Origin of the sequence: Pontibacterium granulatum, assembly GCF_029961155.1 — a bacterium.
Lineage (GTDB): Bacteria > Pseudomonadota > Gammaproteobacteria > Pseudomonadales > Balneatricaceae > Pontibacterium > Pontibacterium granulatum.
The window spans coordinates 87,053-107,515 of the sequence record NZ_JASBRH010000003.1 but is presented as its reverse complement, the minus strand read 5'-3'; the positions used below and the strand labels follow the sequence as shown (position 1 = coordinate 107,515).

Sequence of the window (20,463 nt, the reverse complement as noted above, 5' to 3'; positions counted from 1 at the left end):
CTTAAAAGGTGGCTTTTTAGAGCAAAACAAAACGTTATGCAGGGTAGTCGCGTTTGCTTGGGCCAGTGTACAACTGGCGTGGGCGACCGATCTTGTTCGGGCTGCTGTGGAACTCGTTCCAGTGAGAGATCCAGCCGATAGTGCGGGACAGCGCGAAGATCACGGTAAACATGGTGGTTGGGATACCGATTGCCTTCAGGATGATACCGGAGTAGAAGTCTACGTTCGGGTACAGTTTACGCTCTACGAAGTACTCATCTTCCAGTGCGATCTGTTCCAGGCGCTTAGCGATCTTCAGCAGCGGCTCGTCTTCGATGCCCAGCTCTGCCAGCACTTCGTCACAGGTCTTCTTCATAACTTTCGCGCGAGGGTCGAAGTTACGGTATACACGGTGACCGAAGCCCATCAGGCGGAAGGAGTCATTCGGATCTTTCGCGCGTGCAACGAACTCTTCGATGTTGGATTCGTCGCCGATCTCTTCCAGCATGTTCAGTACTGCTTCGTTCGCACCACCGTGCGCAGGTCCCCACAGTGCAGCGATACCGGAAGCGATACATGCAAACGGGTTAGCGCCGGAAGAACCAGCCAGACGTACAGTAGAAGTAGACGCGTTCTGTTCGTGGTCAGCGTGCAGCAGGAAGATCTTGTCCATGGCTTTGGACAGAACCGGACTTGGTTTGTAGTCTTCGCATGGGTTGCCGAACATCATCTGCAGGAAGTTTTCAGCGTAGTCCAGATCATTACGTGGGTACTGGAAAGGCTGGCCGATGCTGTATTTGTAACACATTGCTGCGATCGTAGGCATCTTCGCTACCAGGCGGTATGCGCATACTTCGCGGTGGTACGCATCATCGATGTCCAGGGAGTCGTGGTAGAACGCAGACAGGGCGCCCACAACTGCAACCATGATAGCCATCGGGTGAGCGTCACGACGGAAGCCGTGGAAGAAGTCGCTCATCTGCTCGTGCACCATGGTGTGGCGCTTGATGGTGTTGACGAACTCTTCTTTCTGTTCTGGAGTTGGCAGTTCACCGTTCAGCAGTAGGTAGCAGGTCTCCAGGTAGTCGGAGTGTTCTGCCAGCTGCTCGATTGGGTAGCCACCGTGTAAGAGCACACCTGCACCGCCATCGATGTATGTGATTTTAGACTCACATGCAGCGGTGGATACGAACCCTGGATCATAAGTGAAGCAGCCCTTGCCAGTCAGTGGGCGAACGTCAACTACATCAGGACCTTCGGTGCCGGAATAGACAGGAAGTTCGATTGCTTCATCCAGACCGTCGATGGTCAAACGTGCTTTCTTATCAGCCATTACAGGCTCCTATCATTTTGTTAATTATATGGATCTCTTACCAGGTAAAAGATCTCTTATCATTGACTTAGGCGACTAAATCAGAATCACTTGTTGGAGTTTACCCAGTTTAAGGGCTCACCCAATATAGAGTTTACGAAGCGTTTGTCAACGCGTCGTTTATTGCGTTGCAGCAAATTGTGACAAACTTTTAACAATTTTTAACCACCGCCTGTATAGATATTTAGTTGTAGTTAAACAGACATTACCCCGCCGGACCTAGACAAAGGGTGTAGAGAAGGAGCCCCGCGTTGTATTGTGGTTATTAAATGCTTATACTCTCGCACCGAAGTTTATGTGCCTTAAAAGCGCTACAAGTGCCGAAATAAAGGGACGTGAGCTTTTTGGACGAGGTACTTATCTTTATAGCACTTCCTAGCAACCATGCCCTGCAAGAGGGCAGCAAAGTGTGACAAGAGCCGTGAATAAGAAAAGACCTGTAAACCTAGATCTGCGAACAATCAAACAGCCGCTTCCGGCGATCACATCCATTTTGCACCGCGCGACCGGGGTAGCACTTTTTGTTGCTGCTGCGTTCATGCTGTATGCACTGGGTCTGTCTCTGGAATCAGAAGCTGGCTTCAACGAAGCCGTTGAAATGTTCGAGAATGGCTTCTTCGCGAAGCTGATTGCGTGGGGATGTGTATCAGCACTGCTGTATCACTTCTTTGCGGGCATCAAACACCTGGTAATGGATTTTGGCCACTGTGAAGAACTTGAAAGTGGTCGGAAAGCAGCGAAAGCAACTCTGGTTGTTAGCGTTGTAGCAATCCTCCTGGCGGGAGTATGGATATGGTAACTAGCATTACTAGCTTTGGCCGTAGTGGCCTGTATGACTGGATGATTCAGCGCGTTACCGCCGTTGTTCTTGCAGCATACACCGTTTTCATGATCGGTTATCTGGCGTTTGGCGCCGAGCTGACTTATGAAATGTGGAACTCGCTGTTTGAAGGCACAGCGATGCGCATCTTTACCCTGCTGGCACTGCTGTCTATGGCAGCACACGTATGGATTGGCCTGTGGTCTGTATCTACTGACTACATCAAGGCAACCGGATTGCGTTTTCTGTTTCAATCAGGCTCTGGACTGGTGACGTTTATTTACGTCGTTTGGGGCATCCAGATTCTGTGGGGTATCTAAAAGATGTCTAAGCTGCGTACGCTAACTTTTGACGCAATTGTTGTCGGTGGCGGCGGTGCTGGTATGCGTGCCGCACTTCAGCTGGCTCAGTCCGGTCTGAACACCGCTTGTGTAACGAAGGTCTTCCCGACCCGTTCTCACACTGTATCTGCGCAGGGTGGTATTACCTGTGCGATCGCTTCTGCTGATCCGAACGACGATTGGCGTTGGCACATGTACGATACCGTTAAAGGTTCCGATTACATCGGTGACCAGGACGCTATCGAATACATGTGTTCCGTAGGTCCTCAGGCTGTATTTGAGCTGGACCACATGGGTCTGCCATTCTCCCGTACTGAAACTGGTCGTATCTACCAGCGTCCGTTCGGTGGTCAGTCCAAAAACTTCGGTGAGGGCGGTCAGGCTGCCCGTACCTGTGCTGCTGCTGACCGTACCGGTCACGCACTGCTGCACACCCTGTACCAGGGTAACATCAAAGCCGGTACTACCTTCCTGAACGAATGGTACGCTGTCGATCTGGTGAAGAATGACGACGGTGCGATCGTCGGTATTATCGCTATCTGCATCGAAACCGGTGAAACCGTATACATCAAGTCCAAGGCAACTGTACTGGCGACTGGTGGTGCGGGTCGTATCTTTGCTTCCACTACCAACGCTCTGATCAATACCGGTGACGGTATGGGTATGTCTCTGCGTGCAGGCGTTCCTGCGCAGGATATGGAAATGTGGCAGTTCCACCCAACCGGTATTGCGGGTGCGGGTGTACTGGTAACAGAAGGTTGTCGTGGTGAAGGTGGTTACCTGATCAACAAAGACGGCGAGCGTTTCATGGAGCGTTATGCTCCAAACGCGAAGGACCTGGCAGGTCGTGACGTGGTTGCACGTTCCATGATCCTGGAGATCCTGGACGGTCGTGGTTGTGGCGAAGAGGGCGATCACGTATTCCTGAAACTGGATCACCTGGGCGAAGAGGTCCTGCAATCCCGTCTGCCGGGTATCTGTGAACTGTCCAAGACCTTTGCTGCCGTTGATCCGGTTAAAGCGCCAATCCCTGTTGTTCCAACCTGTCACTACCAGATGGGTGGTGTTGCTACCAACATTGGTGGTCAGGCGATCGCTCAGGATGCAGAAGGTAACGACTACATCGTTGAAGGCCTGTTTGCATGTGGTGAAGTTGCATGTGTATCTGTACACGGTGCAAACCGTCTGGGTGGTAACTCTCTGCTTGACCTGGTTGTATTCGGTCGCGCAGCAGGTATGCACATCGAGAAGCAGCTGAAAGAAGGTTACGAAGTTAAAGACGCAACCGAAGCTAACCTTGATGAAGCAATGGCTCGTCTGAACAAGCTGAACAACTCTACCGGTGGTGAGAGTGTATCTGCTGTTCGTAAAGAACTGCAGGACACCATGCAGCTGTACTTCGGTGTATTCCGTGACGGCGAAAGCATGCAGAAAGGTCTGGGACTGCTTGAGGGTATCCGCGCTAAAGTTGACAACCTGTATCTGGAAGACAAGAGCCAGGCGTTCAACACTGCACGTATCGAGGCTCTGGAACTTCAGAACCTGATGGAAGTTGCTGAAGCAACTGCGATCGCTGCCGAAGAGCGTAAGGAATCCCGTGGTGCTCACGCACGTAACGACTTCACGGAGCGTGACGATGAGAACTGGCTGTGCCACTCCATGTACTTCCCAGGTGAAAAACGTATCGCTAAGCGCGCTGTAAACTTCGCGCCTAAGACTGTTGATGCGTTCCCACCTAAAGTACGAACCTACTAAGGGGTAGATAGCATGCTGGTAAGTGTATATCGCTACAATCCTGAGACTGATGACAAACCGTACATGCAGGATATCCACATCGATATCCCTGGCGGTAAAGACATCATGGTGCTGGATCTGCTTCAGTTGCTGAAGGACAAAGATCCATCGCTGGCGTACCGTCGCTCCTGCCGTGAAGGTGTATGTGGTTCCGATGGTATGAACATGAACGGCCTGAACGGTCTGGCTTGTATCACTCCGCTGTCCGCAGTGGTTGAAAACGACAAGCTGGTACTGCGTCCGCTGCCTGGTCTGCCGGTTATCCGCGACCTGGTTGTAGATATGACTCAGTTCTACAGCGCGTACGAAAAGATCAAGCCATACCTGATCAACAACACGCCGGCGCCGGCGATCGAACGTCTGCAGTCTCCAGAAGAGCGTGCGGAGCTGGACGGCCTGTACGAGTGTATTCTCTGTGCTTGCTGCTCCACGTCCTGCCCATCTTTCTGGTGGAACCCGGACAAGTTTATCGGCCCATCCGGTCTGCTGCAGGCTTACCGCTTCCTGGCGGACAGCCGCGACACCGCAACTCGCGAGCGTCTCGCAGATCTGGACGATCCGTTCAGTGTGTTCCGTTGCCACGGCATCATGAACTGTGTGAACGTTTGTCCTAAAGGTCTTAACCCGACCAAGGCGATCGGCAAGATTCGCAACATGCTACTTCAGCAGGCGACCTGATCGAACAAGCGGTGCTCATGCACCGCTTTTTTTTGACCTAAATTTGTGCGAAATAAGAAACACTTTTTGGCAGATAAGAAAATAATGTCAATTCTGTGATATTCACACAAAGAATTATTTAAAGCTTTCTGTGAAAAGCTATAGAATACCAACCGCCGAACATAGGGACGCTTATGTTTGCGGAGTATACATACGGTAACGTCAAAGAGGGGCAGTCGCGCGACAGATACAATGCTGTGCCGACTTAAGAAAGCCCCCTGAGCCAGGGTGATCAAGAATGCAAGAAGGCATCATGGAGTTGATGTGGAAGAATGCACACCTATATGGTGGCAACCTTTCCTACATCGAACAACTGTACGAAACCTACCTGATGGATCCGAGCGCAATTCCACAAGAGTGGCGCGAAGAATTCGATCGTTTGCCTAAAGTGGGTGAAAATCTCACCCAAGATGTTCCTCACTCTCCTATCCAGGAACATTTCCTCTACCTCGCTAAAAACCAGAAACGCGCAGCACCAGCTTCCGTGAGCTCTGTAAGCTCTGAGCACGAGAAGAAGCAGGTTCGTGTATTGCGTATGATCAACGCGTACCGCGTGCGTGGTCACCAGGTAGCGAATATCGATCCGCTGGGTCTGCTGGAACGTGAAGACGTGCCAGATTTGGATCCGCGCTTCCATGAACTGTCTGAAGCAGACTACGACACTGTCTTCCAGTTGGGCTCTCTGTTCTTCGGACCGGAAGAAGCGCCACTGAAGGATATTCTGGCTGATCTGAAGAAAACGTACTGTGGTACTGTCGGTGCCGAGTACATGCACATCGTTGACACTCAGGAAAAACGCTGGATCCAGTCCCGTCTGGAACCAAGCCGCTCCCATCCGGTGGTTGAGCCTGAGAAAAAGATGATGGTCCTCGAGCGCCTGACGGCCGCCGAGGGTCTTGAGAAGTACCTGGGTTCCCGCTATGCCGGTGCGAAGCGCTTTGGTGTGGAAGGTGGCGAATCCCTGATCGTGTCCTTGAACTCTTTGATTCAGCGCGCGGGTAAACAGGGTGCGAAAGAAGTTGTAATCGGCATGGCGCACCGTGGTCGCCTGAACACGCTGGTTAACATCTTTGGTAAGAACCCTGCTGAACTGTTCGGCGAGTTCGAAGGTAAGAAGATGGTGGAGTCTTCCGGTGACGTGAAGTACCACCAGGGCTTCTCTTCCAACGTGATGACCCGTGACGGTGAGGTCCACCTGGCGATGGCGTTTAACCCATCCCACCTGGAGATCGCCGCGCCTGTAGTTGAAGGTTCCGTACGTGCCCGTCAGGACCGTCGCGAAGATGCTGTGGGTACAACGGTCGTACCAGTTAACATTCACGGTGACCAGGCGTTTGCTGGCCAGGGCGTGGTAATGGAGACATTCCAGATGTCCCAGACCCGTGCCTACAAAACCGGCGGTACGATCCACATCGTAATCAACAACCAGGTTGGTTTTACCACCAACAAGAAAGAAGACTCCCGCTCTTCCGAATACTGTACCGATGTTGCGAAGATGGTGTCCGCACCAATCTTCCACGTAAACGGTGACGATCCTGAAGCCGTGCGTTTCGTAACGCAACTGGCGGTTGATTACCGAAACGAATTCAACAAAGACGTTGTAATCGATCTGGTCTGCTACCGTCGTCGTGGCCACAACGAGGCGGATGAACCATCCGGTACTCAGCCACTGATGTACGCGCAGATCAAGAAACAGAAAACCACCCGCGAGCTGTATGCTCAGCAGTTGATCGAAGAAGGCGTGATCACTGCGGAACAGAGCAAGCAGATGGAGAAGGATTACCGTGCTGCACTGGAAAGCGGTGAGCACGTGGTTCAGTCTCTGGTGACAGAGCCAAATAAGGAACTGTTCGTAGACTGGACACCTTATCTGGGTCATAAGTGGACCTTCGACCACGACACCGGTGTTGATCTGAAACTCCTTCAGGAGCTTGGCAACAAACTGTGTGAAGCGCCGGAAGGTTTCTCTGTTCAGCGTCAGGTTCAGAAAATTATTGATGACCGTAAGCGCATGGCTGCAGGTGCCATGGAGCTGAACTGGGGTATGGCTGAGTCTCTGGCTTATGCATCCGTTTTGGCCGAGGGCCACCCGGTTCGTATCACCGGTCAGGACGTAGGTCGAGGCACGTTCTCCCACCGTCACGCGGTCCTGCATAACCAGAAAGACGCATCTACCTATGTGCCGCTGGAGAATCTGTCTTCAGAGCAGCCGCCTTTGACGCTGCACGACTCCTTCCTGTCTGAGGAAGCGGTGCTGGCGTTTGAATACGGTTACGCAACCACTACACCAAATGCATTGGTAATCTGGGAAGCTCAGTTCGGTGACTTTGCCAACGGCGCTCAGGTTGTTATTGACCAGTTTATTACAAGTGGCGAACAGAAGTGGCAGCGCCTGTGCGGCCTGACCATGCTCCTGCCTCACGGCTTTGAAGGTCAAGGGCCTGAGCACTCTTCTGCGCGTCTGGAACGTTATCTCCAGCTGTGTGCTGAACACAACATTCAGGTGTGTGTTCCGACTACTCCGGCACAGATCTTCCACCTGCTGCGTCGCCAGGTCGTTCGACCGCTGCGTAAGCCGCTGGTAGTGATGTCACCGAAGAGTCTGCTGCGTCACAAGCAGGCTACTTCTACTCTGGAAGAGTTGGCAGAAGGCACCATGTTCAAGCCTGTGATCGCTGAAACCGATCAGCTTGATCCAGCCAAGGTTAAACGCCTGGTGCTGTGTAGCGGTAAGGTTTACTACGACCTGTACAACCGCCGTGCAGAGCTGGAAAAAGACGATGTTGCAATTGTTCGTATCGAACAGCTGTACCCATTCCCTGAGAAGGATCTGACGCGAGCAATCGCACCTTACACCAACCTGGAGTCTGTAGTTTGGTGTCAGGAAGAGCCTATGAATCAGGGGGCTTGGTACTGCAGCCAGCATCACATGCGTTCTGTGCTGCACAAGCATAACCCTAATCTGCACCTTGAAGGTGTAGGTCGTCCGCACGCAGCGGCACCTGCTGTAGGTTACGTATCCGTACACCTTGAACAGCAGGAAAAACTGGTTAACGAAGCAATCAACGGTTGATCGGGTGATCGAAAGTAATCACCCGACGGAGCAACGGTAAAGGAAAAAACATGTCCATCGAAATCAAAGCGCCGACTTTCCCTGAATCAGTAGCAGACGGTACAGTTGCAACTTGGCACAAACAGCCAGGTGAAGCATGCTCTGCGGACGAACTGATCGTAGACATCGAAACTGACAAAGTCGTTCTGGAAGTAGTAGCACCAGAAGACGGTGTTGTTACAGAGATCCTGAAAGGCGAAGGTGACACCGTACTGAGCGAAGAAGTACTGGCAACCTTCACTGCAGGCGCAGCGGGTGCAGCAGCACCTGCGGCTGAAGCAACTGCAGAAGCAGCGCCAGCTGGTGACGCTGATAAGATCGGTCCTGCAGCACGCAAACTGATCGATGAAAACGGTCTGGATGCATCCCAGATCCCGGGTACCGGCAAAAACGGCGGTATCACTAAGGAAGACGTACAGAACTTCCTGAAAAACAAACCTGCTGCAGCTCCCGCTCCAGCTGCAGCTGCAGCAGCGCCTGCTCCAGCTGCATCTGCAACTGCTGCGGCTCTGAACATCGCGGCAGGCGATCGCGTAGAGAAGCGCGTTCCTATGACTCGTCTGCGTGCAACCATCGCCAAGCGTCTGGTTGAAGCACAGCAGAACGCTGCGATGCTGACCACTTACAACGAAGTCAACATGAAGCCGGTTATGGAACTGCGTAAGCAGTACAAAGACCTGTTCGAGAAAACCCACAACGGTACTCGTCTGGGCTTCATGTCCTTCTTCGTAAAAGCGGCTACTGAAGCGCTGAAGAAATTCCCGGCTGTAAACGCGTCTATCGACGGCAACGACATGGTTTACCACGGCTACCAGGACATCGGTGTAGCAGTATCTACCGATCGTGGTCTGATGGTGCCTGTGCTGCGTGACACCGACAGCATGAGCCTGGCTGACGTTGAAGCAACTATCGCTGACTTCGGTAAGCGTGGTCGCGAAGGCAAGCTGGGTATGGACGACATGCAGGGCGGTACGTTCACCATCACTAACGGTGGTGTATTCGGTTCCCTGATGTCTACCCCTATCCTGAACCCACCTCAGACTGCAATCCTGGGTATGCACAAGATCCAGGAGCGTCCAATGGCGGTTAACGGTCAGGTTGAAATCCTGCCAATGATGTACCTGGCCCTGTCATACGACCACCGTATGATTGATGGCAAGGAAGCTGTACAATTCCTCGTGACTATTAAAGACCTTCTGGAAGATCCTGCACGTATGCTGCTGGAAGTCTAAGTCAGCCCAAATTATAACGAGTGAATTGATAGGATAGGTAAAGAGACATGTCACAGAAATTCGACGTTATCGTCGTAGGCGCGGGCCCTGGTGGTTACGTAGCAGCTATTCGCGCGGCTCAGCTGGGCCTGAACACTGCGTGTGTTGAGAAATGGGTTGATGACAAGGGTGCCGCTGTACTGGGTGGTACTTGTCTGAACGTTGGTTGTATTCCGTCTAAAGCACTGCTGGAATCTACTCACCAGTTCCACAAAGCACAGCACGCTGATGTACACGGCATCCAGGTTGGTGGCGAAGTCACTATGGATGTTAAAGCGATGGTTGCGCGTAAGGACAAGATTGTTGGCAACCTGACCGGTGGTATTGGTGGTCTGTTCAAAGCAAACGGCGTAACCCTGCTGCAGGGCATGGGTAAGCTGCTGGCGAACAAACAGGTTGAAGTGACCGCAGCTGACGGTACCGCGACTGTATACGATGCTGAAAACGTGATTCTGGCATCCGGTTCCGTACCAGTGAACATCCCGCCAGCGCCACTGACTGAAGGTCTGATCCTGGATAACGCCGGTGCACTGGATATCGATGAAGTTCCAGAGCGTCTGGGTGTAATCGGTGCAGGCGTAATCGGTCTGGAAATGGGCTCTGTATGGGCACGTCTGGGTACCAAAGTAACTGTTCTGGAAGCGATGGATTCTTTCCTGGCTGCGGCTGATAAAGACGTTGCACGCGACGCTGCAAAACTGTTCAAGAAACAGGGTCTGGATATCCAGCTGGGTGCGCGTGTAACCGGTACCGAAATCGTTGACGGTAAAGAAGTTAAGGTGTTCTTCACTGACGCTAAAGGCGAGCAGGAAATCACCGTAGACAAGCTGATCGTTGCTGTTGGCCGTAAGCCACAGACCAATGGTCTGCTGTCTGAAGATTCCGGCGTTAAGCTGGATGAGCGCGGCTTCATCTTCGTAGATGAGCAGTGCCGCACTGACGCACCGGGAGTTTACGCAATCGGTGACTCCGTACGTGGTCCGATGTTGGCGCACAAGGCGTCCGAAGAAGGCATCATGGTTGCCGACATCATTGCTGGCCACAAAGCTCAGATGAACTACGACGTGATTCCGAGCATCATCTACACCCATCCTGAACTGGCCTGGGTCGGTAAGACCGAACAGGAACTGAAAGCGGATGGCGTGAAGATCAAAGTGGGCAAATTCCCATTTGCGGCTTCTGGTCGTGCGATGGCTGCTGACGATACCGATGGTTTCGTTAAGATCATTGCTGACGAAGAAAATGACCGCATTCTGGGTGTTCACATGGTTGGCGGTATCGCATCCGAGCTGATTGCTCAGGCTGCGATTGCTATGGAATTCTGCTCTTCCGCAGAAGACCTTCAGCTGACCGTCTTCGCTCACCCAACCGTGAGTGAAGCTGTGCACGAAGCCGCTCTGGCGGTGGACGGCCACGCAATTCACATTGCGAACCGTAAAAAACGCTAACCTGACGTTTTAAACTGTCGGCCGGGTATCATTTCGGGGGTATCCGGTCGATTCTGAGTTTGTCGTTGAGATCCCAACAGGGCTGCAACAACGTAATCTCTCCATACTGCGTTGCAGAAACACACACTAGTGACAACACAACGGATTAGAGCATGAACCTTCACGAGTACCAGGGTAAACAACTGTTTGCCGAATATGGTCTGCCGGTTTCCAAAGGAATCGCGGTAGATACTCCGGAAGCTGCAGCAGAAGCAGCAACTACAATTGGCGGTGACAAGTGGGTAGTTAAAGCCCAGGTGCACGCCGGCGGCCGCGGTAAAGCGGGCGGCGTTAAGCTGGTAGACAGCCCTGCGGAAGCGCAGGAATTCGCTGCAAACTGGCTGGGCAAAAACCTGGTGACCTACCAGACTGACGAAAACGGTCAGCCAGTATCCAAAATTCTGGTTGAGACCTGCACAGATATCGCTTCCGAGCTGTACCTGGGTGCGGTTGTAGACCGTTCTACTCGCCGCATCGTATTCATGGCATCTACTGAAGGTGGCGTGGAAATCGAGAAGGTTGCAGAAGAAACTCCAGAAAAAATCCTGAAAGCAACTATCGATCCTCTGACTGGTGCACAGCCATACCAGGGTCGCGAGCTGGCTTTCAAACTGGGCCTGCAGGGCGACCAGATTAAGCAGTTCGTTAAGATCTTCCTGGGTCTGGCGCAGATGTTCCAGGAAAAAGACCTGGCACTGCTGGAAATCAACCCACTGGTTATCACTGACGAAGGCAACCTGCACTGTCTGGACGCTAAAGTGGTAATCGACGGTAACGCTGTATACCGCCACAAAGATCTGCAGGCTATGCACGATCCATCTCAGGAAGACGAGCGCGAAGCGCACGCTGCTGAGTGGGATCTGAACTACGTAGCCCTGGATGGTACCATCGGCTGCATGGTTAACGGTGCTGGCCTGGCAATGGGTACTATGGACATCGTGGCTCTGCACGGTGGCTTCCCAGCTAACTTCCTGGACGTTGGTGGCGGCGCGACTAAAGAGCGTGTTACCGAAGCATTCAAGCTGATCCTGGCTGACGACAAGGTGAAAACCGTACTGGTTAACATCTTCGGCGGTATCGTTCGTTGCGACCTGATCGCAGAAGGTATCATCGGTGCAGTTAAGGAAGTAGGCGTAAACGTACCAGTTGTTGTACGTCTGGAAGGTAACAATGCTGATCTGGGCTCCAAGCTTCTGGCGGAATCTGGCCTGGATATCATCGCGGCAACCAGCCTGACTGACGCAGCTCAGCAGGCAGTTAAAGCAGCGGAGGGTAAATAATGTCCGTTCTGATTAACAAAGACACCAAAGTAATCTGTCAGGGTTTCACTGGTGGTCAGGGTACCTTCCACTCTGAACAGGCTATCGCTTACGGCACTCAGATGGTGGGTGGTGTAACTCCAGGCAAAGGTGGTACTGAGCACCTGGGCCTGCCTGTGTTCAACACTGTTGCTGAAGCTGTTGAAGCAACAGGCGCTGACGCTTCCGTTATCTACGTACCAGCTCCTTTCTGTAAGGATTCCATCCTGGAAGCTGCGAACGCAGGTATCAAACTGATCGTATGTATCACTGAGCACATCCCAGTAATGGATATGCTGGAGTGTAAAGTTAAGTGTGACGAGCTGGGCGTTCGCCTGATCGGTCCTAACTGCCCAGGTGTTATCACTCCGGGCGAATGTAAGATCGGTATCATGCCAGGTCACATCCACCTGCCGGGTAAAGTAGGTATCGTATCCCGTTCCGGTACTCTGACTTACGAAGCTGTTAAGCAGACTACTGACTACGGTTTCGGTCAGTCTACCTGTGTAGGTATCGGTGGTGATCCGATCCCAGGTTCTAACTTCATCGACATTCTGGAAATGTTCCAGAACGACCCACAGACCGAAGCGATCGTAATGATCGGTGAGATCGGTGGTACTGCAGAAGAAGAAGCGGCTGCTTACATCAAAGCAAACGTAACTAAGCCTGTAGTTTCTTACATTGCTGGTGTAACTGCTCCAGCGGGTAAGCGTATGGGTCACGCCGGTGCGATCATCTCTGGCGGTAAAGGTACTGCTGACGAGAAATTTGCAGCTCTGGAAGATGCAGGCGTTAAGACTGTACGTTCCCTAGCTCAGATCGGCGACGCACTGAAAGAAGTAACTGGCTGGTAATTGCTGACCATTCAGTTCTGAGAAAAGGCAGCTTCGGCTGCCTTTTTTGTTTTTGAAGGCTTGACTTGTTTGCACTGAAACGGTGAAATCGGTCTTTCTCAGATATCAACCTTTTGGATAGGCAACGTAATGTTCCAGCTGCATACGTCTCAGCGAAATATTATGTCTCACGTTTCTGCCCCTTGGCATAAGCGTACTTCTGCCTGTCTGCGTGCTATCTGATCGTTTAAACCACCCTGTAGCCGCGGAACTCTTCGCGGTGAATCTGAATGCTCTTATCTTCTGTTTTCTCCTCTAAGCGTTCCGGGCTTAAATCCAAAGGAGAAAACCATGACTGTTTTTGCTCTGTTTGTATCTTGTTTCCGTAAACTGAACATCGCCCTGAAGCAGCGCCAGACATACTATGAACTGCGCGACCTCTCGTCCGCACAGTTAAAAGATATCGGTCTTCGTATCGAAAACGGTGTCGTAGTGCCTGAAGACGATCTTGTGGCCACTGAGAAGGAGTTGAAGGTGAGGCTCTGCCAACGGGAGAAGCAAAAATAAATTTCGCCGTCGGGCGGGTATGGAGCAGAATGCTCAGCACCGGTCCGGCGGCAGCGAAAATGTGGGGTAGATCCACAACAGTGTTTTCCGACACAGCATGGAATACACGATGAGATTGTTTGTTGAGGAACACTCAATACGCAATCTCAAATGGAGGGTGGCTCTGGCTGCCCTTTTTGCGTTTTAGCGCGTCGCTTTATAAACCCTCTGTTATACTGCCATCCCCAGCTAAAGGTGGTCTTATGGTTGAACTCCCTCTCTTTCCGCTTCCGGTCGTACTTTACCCCATGACGGTGATGCCTCTGCAGATTTTCGAGCCGCGTTACCTGCGGATGGTAAAGGAGTCGCTGCAAAATCAGACTGGCTTTGTCATTGTTCAGTCTTTGCCAGAAGAGAAGGTTCAAAACGGCGACAGGTCGTTCTACCGCGTGGGTTGTTATGCCAAGGTTATCGATTGGCACCCGCAAGCCAATGACATGCTGGGCATAGAAGTGGAAGGGCAGTTTCGGGTTCGTATTCATGACTACCGGGCCGAACCAGACAGCTTATTGGTTGGCCAGTGTGAACCTATTGAGGAGCCATCAGGTGTGTTGGTTGCAGAGAAATACCAGCTGCTGGTTAAGCTTGCAATGGAGCTGGAAGAGCATCCGATGGTGGAGACGTTTGATACCGATATCGACTACCGGGATGCCGCGCAGGTGGGTTACCTGCTAGCTGAACTCCTGCCATTTACCCATGCCGAGAAGCAGCTGCTATTGGAAAGTGATGATCCGCTCCTGCGCCTTGAGGCAATTCAATCACTACTGCAGCAGTTAGGTGCCCGATGAACGATCTACAACACAAACTTTCTCATGCGTTAGACGCCCGCGCCGAGCTTTTGGCATCCCTGCACGCTGAGCAAACCGACTGCTACCGTCTGTTTCACGGTACAAATGAAGGTGAGCCAGGTCTTACCGTTGACCGTTACGGCCCGCAGTTGCTGGTGCAAAGTTTCCATGCGCCCGTGTCTGAGCAGGATCTCGCGTTGATCGAGACACACTGTCGTCAGGTTTTTGAGCCGGAAGAGGTGGTCTACAACGATCGCAGTGCCAGTAACTCCCGTCGCAGTGACGATTCCCGGGTACTGGGTACGGAGTATGTGGGGCACGAAATAGGCGTTAAATACCGCGTACGCGGCAAGCACATGGGACAGGATCCATTGCTGTTTCTGGATATGCGTGCGGGGCGTCGTCGCATTGTGGAGATAGCCCAGGATAAGAGCGTACTGAACCTGTTTTCTTACACCTGCGGAGTGGGCGTATGTGCCGCAAAGGCCGGTGCATCGGATGTGGTAAACGTGGACTTTTCCACCCGTAACCTGGAGGTTGGCCGGGAAAACGCCGAGCTTAACGGTTTGAATGAAGATCAGATCGCGTTCATACAGAGCGATTTCTTTACTGCGGTAAAACAGTATGCGGGTCTGCCGGTGAAGCAGCGTGTGAAACGTGGGCAGAAACCGCGACCTTTCCCACGGATTGATGAGCGCCAGTTTGATCTTGTGTACCTGGATCCACCGCGTTGGGCAAAAAGTTACTTTGGCACCGTGGATCTGGTACGTGACTACCCGAGTGTGCTGAAACCCTCGCTCCTGGCAACTAAGGAAGGCGGCACCCTGATCTGTGTGAACAACGTGGCCAAGGTACCGTTGGATGAATGGCTGGATACTGTACAGCGTTGTGGCAACAAGGCCGGTCGTCCCATACGGGATTATGAAATCATCACCCCGGAAGCAGACTTTCCATCGCCGGATGGCCAGTTCCCACTGAAGATCGCGCTGCTGCACCTCTAAGCGCAAAGTGGCTGCCTTAAGGCTGCCACTTGTACCGTTTGAGTGAAACTTTTCCGTTCATAAAAACAATCCCGTCCGCTTCCAGCAAGGACCTCTGGCGCGTGTAGGCGGGGCTGTCTTTAGGGAACGAGATCTCACCTTTGGCGTTGATCACCCGGAACCAGGGCAAGGTGGAGTCCTTGGGCAATTGACTGAGGGTTCGACCGACGGCTCTTGCCATGCGCGGTAACCCTGCCAGTTCTGCCACCTGGCCGTAGGTGGCCACCGAACCCGGTGGGATCAGGCTGATCACCTGCCAGAACCTTTCCTGATAGCTTACGTCTTCCAAAGTAATATCACTGGTCGTGGTTGTCGATCCGCTAAATCTACCACAGTGTATTTGAACCCATAAAACCCAAATGACCCGATAACCTATGGGGTGAAAATACTTGATTAAAATGGTAGGGTAATTGGCAATTAGATAGCAGGGGTTTTATGGATGTCCGACTCTTTCGCCACGCTGGAAACGCTGAACTTTGATAACAGTTATACCCGCTTTCCAGAACATTTCTTTCACCGTGTTACACCTGAGCCGTTGGTTGATGCACACCTGATCAGCTTCAACCCGGAAGTGGCAGCGTTGCTGGACCTGAACCCCTGTGAGATCAATCCGTCGGATCTGGCGAACTACTTTGGGGGCGGAAACTTGTTACCGGGCAGCGAGCCGATCGCGATGAAGTATACCGGTCACCAGTTTGGCTACTACAACCCGGACCTGGGTGATGGACGTGGCTTGTTGCTGGGTGAAGTGGTGAATCAAAACGGCGAGCGCTGGGACCTGCACCTCAAGGGAGCGGGTAAAACCCGGTATTCCCGTTTTGGTGACGGCCGTGCGGTGCTGCGCTCCAGCATCCGCGAGTATCTGGTCAGTGAAGCGATGCATGGTTTAGGGATTCCCACTACACGAGCGTTGTGCTTGATCGGCAGTACACAGCAAGTGATGCGCAACGGCATGGAGCCCTGTGCTGCCGTTCTGCGTGTGACTCCATGTCATATCCGCTTTGGCCACTTTGAGTACTTCTATTACAGCAAGCAGCATGAAGACCTGCGTCGTTTGGCGGATTACTGTATCGAGCGTTACTACCCGGATGTGAAAGACGCCGAGAATCCCTACCTGGCGATGTATCAGCAGATCGCGGAGCGCACCGCGCAACTGGTTGCCCAGTGGCAGGCGTATGGCTTTGTACATGGGGTTCTGAATACCGACAATATGTCGATCCTCGGTGAGACCTTCGACTACGGACCTTACACCTTCCTGGACGAGTATCGCCCGGACTTTGTGGCGAACCAGAATGATACAGCCGGTCGTTACGCCTTTAAGCAGCAACCGGACATCGTGCAGTGGAATCTCACCGCATTGGCAGAGTCCTTTTTACCGATGGTGGGTGAGGAGGATCTGAAGGCTGTGTTGCGTGCTTACTCGCACAAATTCGTGGCGTACCGCAATGCACGCCTCGCGGCGCGCCTGGGGTTGCAGACGGAGCAAGCGGGTGATGCCGCGCTGATTGAGTCGTTGCTGACCCTTTTTGCGGAGCATAAGGTCGATTTTAACCGCTTCTTCCGCACGCTATGTGATTACGAAGGGGCGGGGGCCGCTCGCGATCTGCTCTATCCGTTCCTGTGTGATGCCGCTGTGTTGGATCAGTGGCTGGATCAGTATGATGAACGCTTGGCTGCCGAAGCGGCCAGTTTTCCAATTCGCCGTCAACAGATGCGCTCGGTAAACCCGAAATACATCCTCCGTAACTACATGGCAGAGGAGGCGATCCGCGAGGCGCATGACGGCAACTATGTATTGGTGAATCAGCTGTTGGGGGTGTTGCGTCATCCCGGCGATGATCACCCGGAGGTGCAGCGCTTTGCCGATACGCCGCCTGATTGGGCGGGCGCTATCTGCCTGACCTGTTCATCATGACAGAAAACAGATCCATATAACGCAAAACGCCGGTCTTTGAACCGGCGTTTTTGTGTGTGGAGTCTTTGTCCGTTTTTCAGTGTGCTTCCGGGATCAGTGTGAGCAGGTCAGTGATACCGACATCCACGTCGTGCTGGGAGAGCAGGGTGGTTATCTGACCCCGGTGGTGGGTCTGGTGGTTAAATAGGTGCTGCACCAGAAAACCGAACCGTTTGCACGATTGCACGCCCGCCATGTTGGAGTAGCGCAGGTTATGTTCCAGGTCGGCGTCGGTCAGTTCTTCGCACCACTCCTGAATAATGATATCCAACCCCTGGCGTTCAACCGCGAAGGCTTCGAGGTCGTCATACAGCATGGTGTTGAGAGTGGCGGGTTTTTTCATGGTTTCCAGAGGGTGTAGAGAATGGAAACCTGAAGGGTGGGTGCTGAAACGCTGTAACCAGATGATATCCCCGATTAGCAGGTGGTTCAGCGTACCCATGATCGATCCGAAAAATGCACCTTGATCCTGCAGCAGAACAGTCTCCGGTAGTGTCCCGGCAGCCTCGGTAAGGGTGTCGTTCATCCACTGGTTATACCGGGCCATTAAGCGGAAATTCTGAAGCTCACTCATCGGCGTGTCCTCTAAACGTGGTGGGCAGATCGGTCCCCAAATCAGGGACTCTCACAGTCTAGTCCAGTGCTACTCAAGCAGGCATAGAATCGGTGATAGAGGTGACGCGGATCAACAGCTTTCAGTGAAAGAAGGGGAGATTAGATGCGGTGTGGATCCAGCTGGATGTTAGTAACCTTCTGGCCCAGCATTACAACCCGTCCTTTGTAACGGTCATCGCCGGTGGCGGTAAACTCAAACACGTACGAGCGCCAGAAGTGCAGGCGGCCATCGTCTCCTCGTTTCAGCCAGAACGCGCGTAAACCGATGCTGCCGTCCAGCAGTTGAAGGTCCATCTCCTTACAGTGACGCACGGTATGCTTGAACGCGATCTCTTTTACCTTCTGTGCGTGCCACCAGTGCAAACAGAACAGGGAGATCAGTGTCAGCCAAAAGAGATCCTGCAGATCGATATACATAGGAAGCCGTCCAACAACCGTTATGTGATTACCTTATACAGCCTGCAATCCGGCTTCAAGCGTCAAAATAAGCTGGTTTCAGTGAAATATCAAAAACAATAATAAAATTGTATATATCGGGTTTTGATTGATCTTTATCCTAAAAGTAAATGGTCTGGAACTGTGTTGATGCCTTGATTCCGGAAAAGGTGGAATCGTCAGATTTACTGTTTTCGGCCGATAATGAGGAACTCCCGGTTTCCGTCACCGCCTTTGATTGGGCTTTCAAAGTAGTCGAGGATCTCCATACCCAGTTCTTCACAGTGTTGCTTGATGGTGTGTTCTACCTTTGGATACAGCGATGGGTCCCGCACGATACCACCACTGCCGACACCCGCCTTACCCACTTCAAATTGGGGTTTAACCAGCGAGATCAGGTGACCGCCTGGGCGGATCAAAGGGATGAGCGACGGCAGGATCTTGGTCTGGGAGATGAAGGAAACGTCCATAACAGCCAGATCAAAGCCGTCCGCATGGCTATGCGTCAGCAGCATCTCTGCAGGAAGATCGCGGCCGTTAACGCCTTCAAAGCAGAGTACACGCTCATTGTTGCGCAGCTTTTCCGCCAACTGATCATGTCCAACCTCAATACCGACTACTTTGCGAATACCGGACTGCACAAGACAATCGGAGAACCCCCCGGTGGATTGGCCCACATCGATGGCGATCATGTCGGTAACATCCAGTCGCGTGCGTTCCAGTGCACCCAACAGTTTCAACGCACCACGGGAAACAAAACGATCAGCTTCATCCACTTCCACCTGAAACTCGGTATCAGGATCGAGTTTGACGCCCGGTTTAGTGATAACCTGCCAGCCATCGCCTGCACGTACAGAGACCTTACGACCCTTCAGAAGGCGCTGGGCGTGAGTACGGGACTGGGCGTAACCTTTTTCGGTGAGCAAGATGTCGGCGCGTTGCATGGGAAGTTTCCGTCGGACAGATAAGCGGCGGCCATTATAAACGGCTGCCAGGGGGAAAGCTAAGACCGCAACTGGTGCTGGACTATTCGGGCAAAGCCGTTCGGATCACCCAGCCAGGATTCGTGCGGTAAGCGCTCCAGGCTGTCATCGCGCTCCAGCAGTAAACAGGGTACACCCTGGCTCAGTACCTGGTTTTGCAGGTCGATCGCGCGGCACTGCTCCTGTGTGGCGGTATCACGTATAGCGTCGTCATAGGTAAAACAGTTGTGGAAGTCGATCGCCCTGATGCCGATCTCTGCAGCGGTTTCGGTGAGTACCGAAGCATCGGAGATCACGCGGCCTTCAATAAAGCGTTTATGCTGCAGGCGTTCGTAATACTGGAATATCAATTCCGGTGCCAGCCGCTTTACAACCTGATTGGCTACTGCGGTGGGCCAGGAGTCAAAAATCAGGCTGTTGTTATAGAGCAGGTTTTCTTTATAGGTGTCGGAAAATGGTTGGCCCGATACCGCATGAATGCGTTTGTCAGCTTCGGTCACATAGTCGGAAAAGCTGTTACTCATCCAGCGGGTCATTTCACCGGTGAACAGTGCGCGATGCAGCAGTTCAAACTGTGCACCGCTTTCAAGTGCTGTCTGGTGTACTACAGACACCATAGGCGCAGCGCCCCAACACCATCCGCACAGCGGATCGGTAATAAAGATAACGTTTGTCATAACCTTCTCCCTATAAGGTCTCTACATTGTACTAAGCGTTCGCAAATCGTAAAAAGACAGCCGCCCGGGGTAGGCGGCTGAAGTAGGGTTTATTGAGAGCTCTGAGTATGACCTTCATGAACTCAAAGGACTGGATAGAAGGTCATAGGGAACCTGCGAACACGTCCGAACTACGCGCTGGTGTTCAGAGCGATTCGAGATCAAGGCAGTGAATTAAGCCATGCTGGTTCCCACGCGCACAACAAGGTGATTGAGGGTCACCGCGTTGTGTGCTCATAGTATGGAATGGACCTGAATTGAAGCTGAAAAAGTATCAACGTTATACAGGACGGGACAGGAGC

At 52.5% G+C, this 20,463-nt stretch carries 19 protein-coding genes; 13 read left to right on the top strand and 6 right to left on the bottom strand.

Annotated features, from left to right (window positions below; all coding sequences use genetic code 11):
- Window positions 1-34: 34 nt before the first annotated feature.
- Window positions 35-1,312 carry a citrate synthase gene (gene gltA, locus QKW35_RS03780; protein ID WP_282350853.1) on the bottom strand — a complete coding sequence of 426 codons (1,278 nt, stop codon included), beginning with the start codon at window positions 1,310-1,312 and terminating at the stop codon, window positions 35-37.
- Between the two features lie 460 nt (window positions 1,313-1,772).
- Here gltA and sdhC point away from each other — a divergent pair, with 460 nt between their 5' ends.
- The 12 genes from sdhC to QKW35_RS03720 all read left to right on the top strand — a co-directional run bounded on the left by sdhC (window position 1,773) and on the right by QKW35_RS03720 (window position 15,419).
- Complete coding sequence (sdhC, locus tag QKW35_RS03775) at window positions 1,773-2,150, top strand: succinate dehydrogenase, cytochrome b556 subunit (protein WP_345774476.1); 378 nt, start codon at window positions 1,773-1,775, stop codon at window positions 2,148-2,150.
- Window positions 2,144-2,491, top strand: coding sequence for a succinate dehydrogenase, hydrophobic membrane anchor protein (gene sdhD / locus QKW35_RS03770; protein ID WP_282351086.1), 348 nt, complete (start codon window positions 2,144-2,146; stop codon window positions 2,489-2,491). The genes sdhC and sdhD overlap by 7 nt, the downstream gene beginning before the upstream one ends.
- A gap of 3 nt (window positions 2,492-2,494) precedes the next feature.
- Window positions 2,495-4,267 carry a succinate dehydrogenase flavoprotein subunit gene (sdhA, locus tag QKW35_RS03765; protein ID WP_282350851.1) on the top strand — a complete coding sequence of 591 codons (1,773 nt, stop codon included), beginning with the start codon at window positions 2,495-2,497 and terminating at the stop codon, window positions 4,265-4,267.
- A gap of 12 nt (window positions 4,268-4,279) precedes the next feature.
- The gene (locus QKW35_RS03760; protein WP_282350850.1) at window positions 4,280-4,984 is read left to right on the top strand and encodes a succinate dehydrogenase iron-sulfur subunit; all 705 of its coding nucleotides are present in this window, start codon (window positions 4,280-4,282) and stop codon (window positions 4,982-4,984) included.
- Window positions 4,985-5,261: 277 nt separating this feature from the next.
- Complete coding sequence (locus QKW35_RS03755) at window positions 5,262-8,096, top strand: 2-oxoglutarate dehydrogenase E1 component (protein WP_282350849.1); 2,835 nt, start codon at window positions 5,262-5,264, stop codon at window positions 8,094-8,096.
- Window positions 8,097-8,146: 50 nt separating this feature from the next.
- Window positions 8,147-9,367 (top strand): 2-oxoglutarate dehydrogenase complex dihydrolipoyllysine-residue succinyltransferase, encoded by a 1,221-nt coding sequence (odhB, locus tag QKW35_RS03750; protein WP_282350848.1) that lies wholly within the window; start codon window positions 8,147-8,149, stop codon window positions 9,365-9,367.
- Between the two features lie 47 nt (window positions 9,368-9,414).
- Entirely contained in the window at window positions 9,415-10,854 is a 1,440-nt protein-coding gene (gene lpdA, locus QKW35_RS03745) for a dihydrolipoyl dehydrogenase (RefSeq protein ID WP_282350847.1), read from the top strand.
- Window positions 10,855-11,006: 152 nt separating this feature from the next.
- Window positions 11,007-12,173, top strand: coding sequence for an ADP-forming succinate--CoA ligase subunit beta (gene sucC, locus QKW35_RS03740; protein WP_282350846.1), 1,167 nt, complete (start codon window positions 11,007-11,009; stop codon window positions 12,171-12,173).
- A complete protein-coding gene (gene sucD, locus QKW35_RS03735; RefSeq protein ID WP_282350845.1) occupies window positions 12,173-13,045 on the top strand; it encodes a succinate--CoA ligase subunit alpha in 873 nt (290 codons plus the stop codon). Before sucC ends, sucD begins: the two co-directional genes overlap by 1 nt.
- A 330-nt stretch (window positions 13,046-13,375) precedes the next feature.
- A complete protein-coding gene (locus QKW35_RS03730) occupies window positions 13,376-13,591 on the top strand; it encodes a DUF1127 domain-containing protein (RefSeq protein ID WP_282350843.1) in 216 nt (71 codons plus the stop codon).
- Between the two features lie 242 nt (window positions 13,592-13,833).
- Window positions 13,834-14,418: an LON peptidase substrate-binding domain-containing protein gene (locus QKW35_RS03725; RefSeq protein WP_282350842.1), complete on the top strand. Its 585-nt coding sequence runs from the start codon at window positions 13,834-13,836 to the stop codon at window positions 14,416-14,418.
- Window positions 14,415-15,419 carry a class I SAM-dependent rRNA methyltransferase gene (locus tag QKW35_RS03720; protein ID WP_282350840.1) on the top strand — a complete coding sequence of 335 codons (1,005 nt, stop codon included), beginning with the start codon at window positions 14,415-14,417 and terminating at the stop codon, window positions 15,417-15,419. The genes QKW35_RS03725 and QKW35_RS03720 overlap by 4 nt, the downstream gene beginning before the upstream one ends.
- Window positions 15,420-15,435: 16 nt before the next feature.
- Here QKW35_RS03720 and QKW35_RS03715 read toward each other — a convergent pair whose 3' ends face one another.
- On the bottom strand, window positions 15,436-15,747 hold the full coding sequence (locus QKW35_RS03715) for an MGMT family protein (RefSeq protein ID WP_282350838.1): 312 nt from the start codon (window positions 15,745-15,747) through the stop codon (window positions 15,436-15,438).
- Window positions 15,748-15,897: 150 nt separating this feature from the next.
- On the opposite strand from QKW35_RS03715, the gene QKW35_RS03710 reads away from it, so the two are divergent.
- Window positions 15,898-17,373, top strand: coding sequence for a protein adenylyltransferase SelO (locus QKW35_RS03710; protein ID WP_282350836.1), 1,476 nt, complete (start codon window positions 15,898-15,900; stop codon window positions 17,371-17,373).
- A gap of 76 nt (window positions 17,374-17,449) precedes the next feature.
- On the opposite strand, the gene QKW35_RS03705 is transcribed toward QKW35_RS03710, so the two are convergent.
- The 4 genes from QKW35_RS03705 to QKW35_RS03690 all read right to left on the bottom strand — a co-directional run bounded on the left by QKW35_RS03705 (window position 17,450) and on the right by QKW35_RS03690 (window position 20,122).
- On the bottom strand, window positions 17,450-17,986 hold the full coding sequence (locus QKW35_RS03705; RefSeq protein ID WP_282350835.1) for a DinB family protein: 537 nt from the start codon (window positions 17,984-17,986) through the stop codon (window positions 17,450-17,452).
- Window positions 17,987-18,126: 140 nt separating this feature from the next.
- The gene (locus QKW35_RS03700; protein ID WP_282350834.1) at window positions 18,127-18,444 is read right to left on the bottom strand and encodes a DUF3301 domain-containing protein; all 318 of its coding nucleotides are present in this window, start codon (window positions 18,442-18,444) and stop codon (window positions 18,127-18,129) included.
- 203 nt (window positions 18,445-18,647) lie between these two features.
- The gene (locus tag QKW35_RS03695; protein ID WP_282350833.1) at window positions 18,648-19,406 is read right to left on the bottom strand and encodes a TlyA family RNA methyltransferase; all 759 of its coding nucleotides are present in this window, start codon (window positions 19,404-19,406) and stop codon (window positions 18,648-18,650) included.
- Window positions 19,407-19,465: 59 nt separating this feature from the next.
- A complete protein-coding gene (locus tag QKW35_RS03690) occupies window positions 19,466-20,122 on the bottom strand; it encodes a DsbA family protein (RefSeq protein WP_282350831.1) in 657 nt (218 codons plus the stop codon).
- Window positions 20,123-20,463 lie beyond the last annotated feature (341 nt).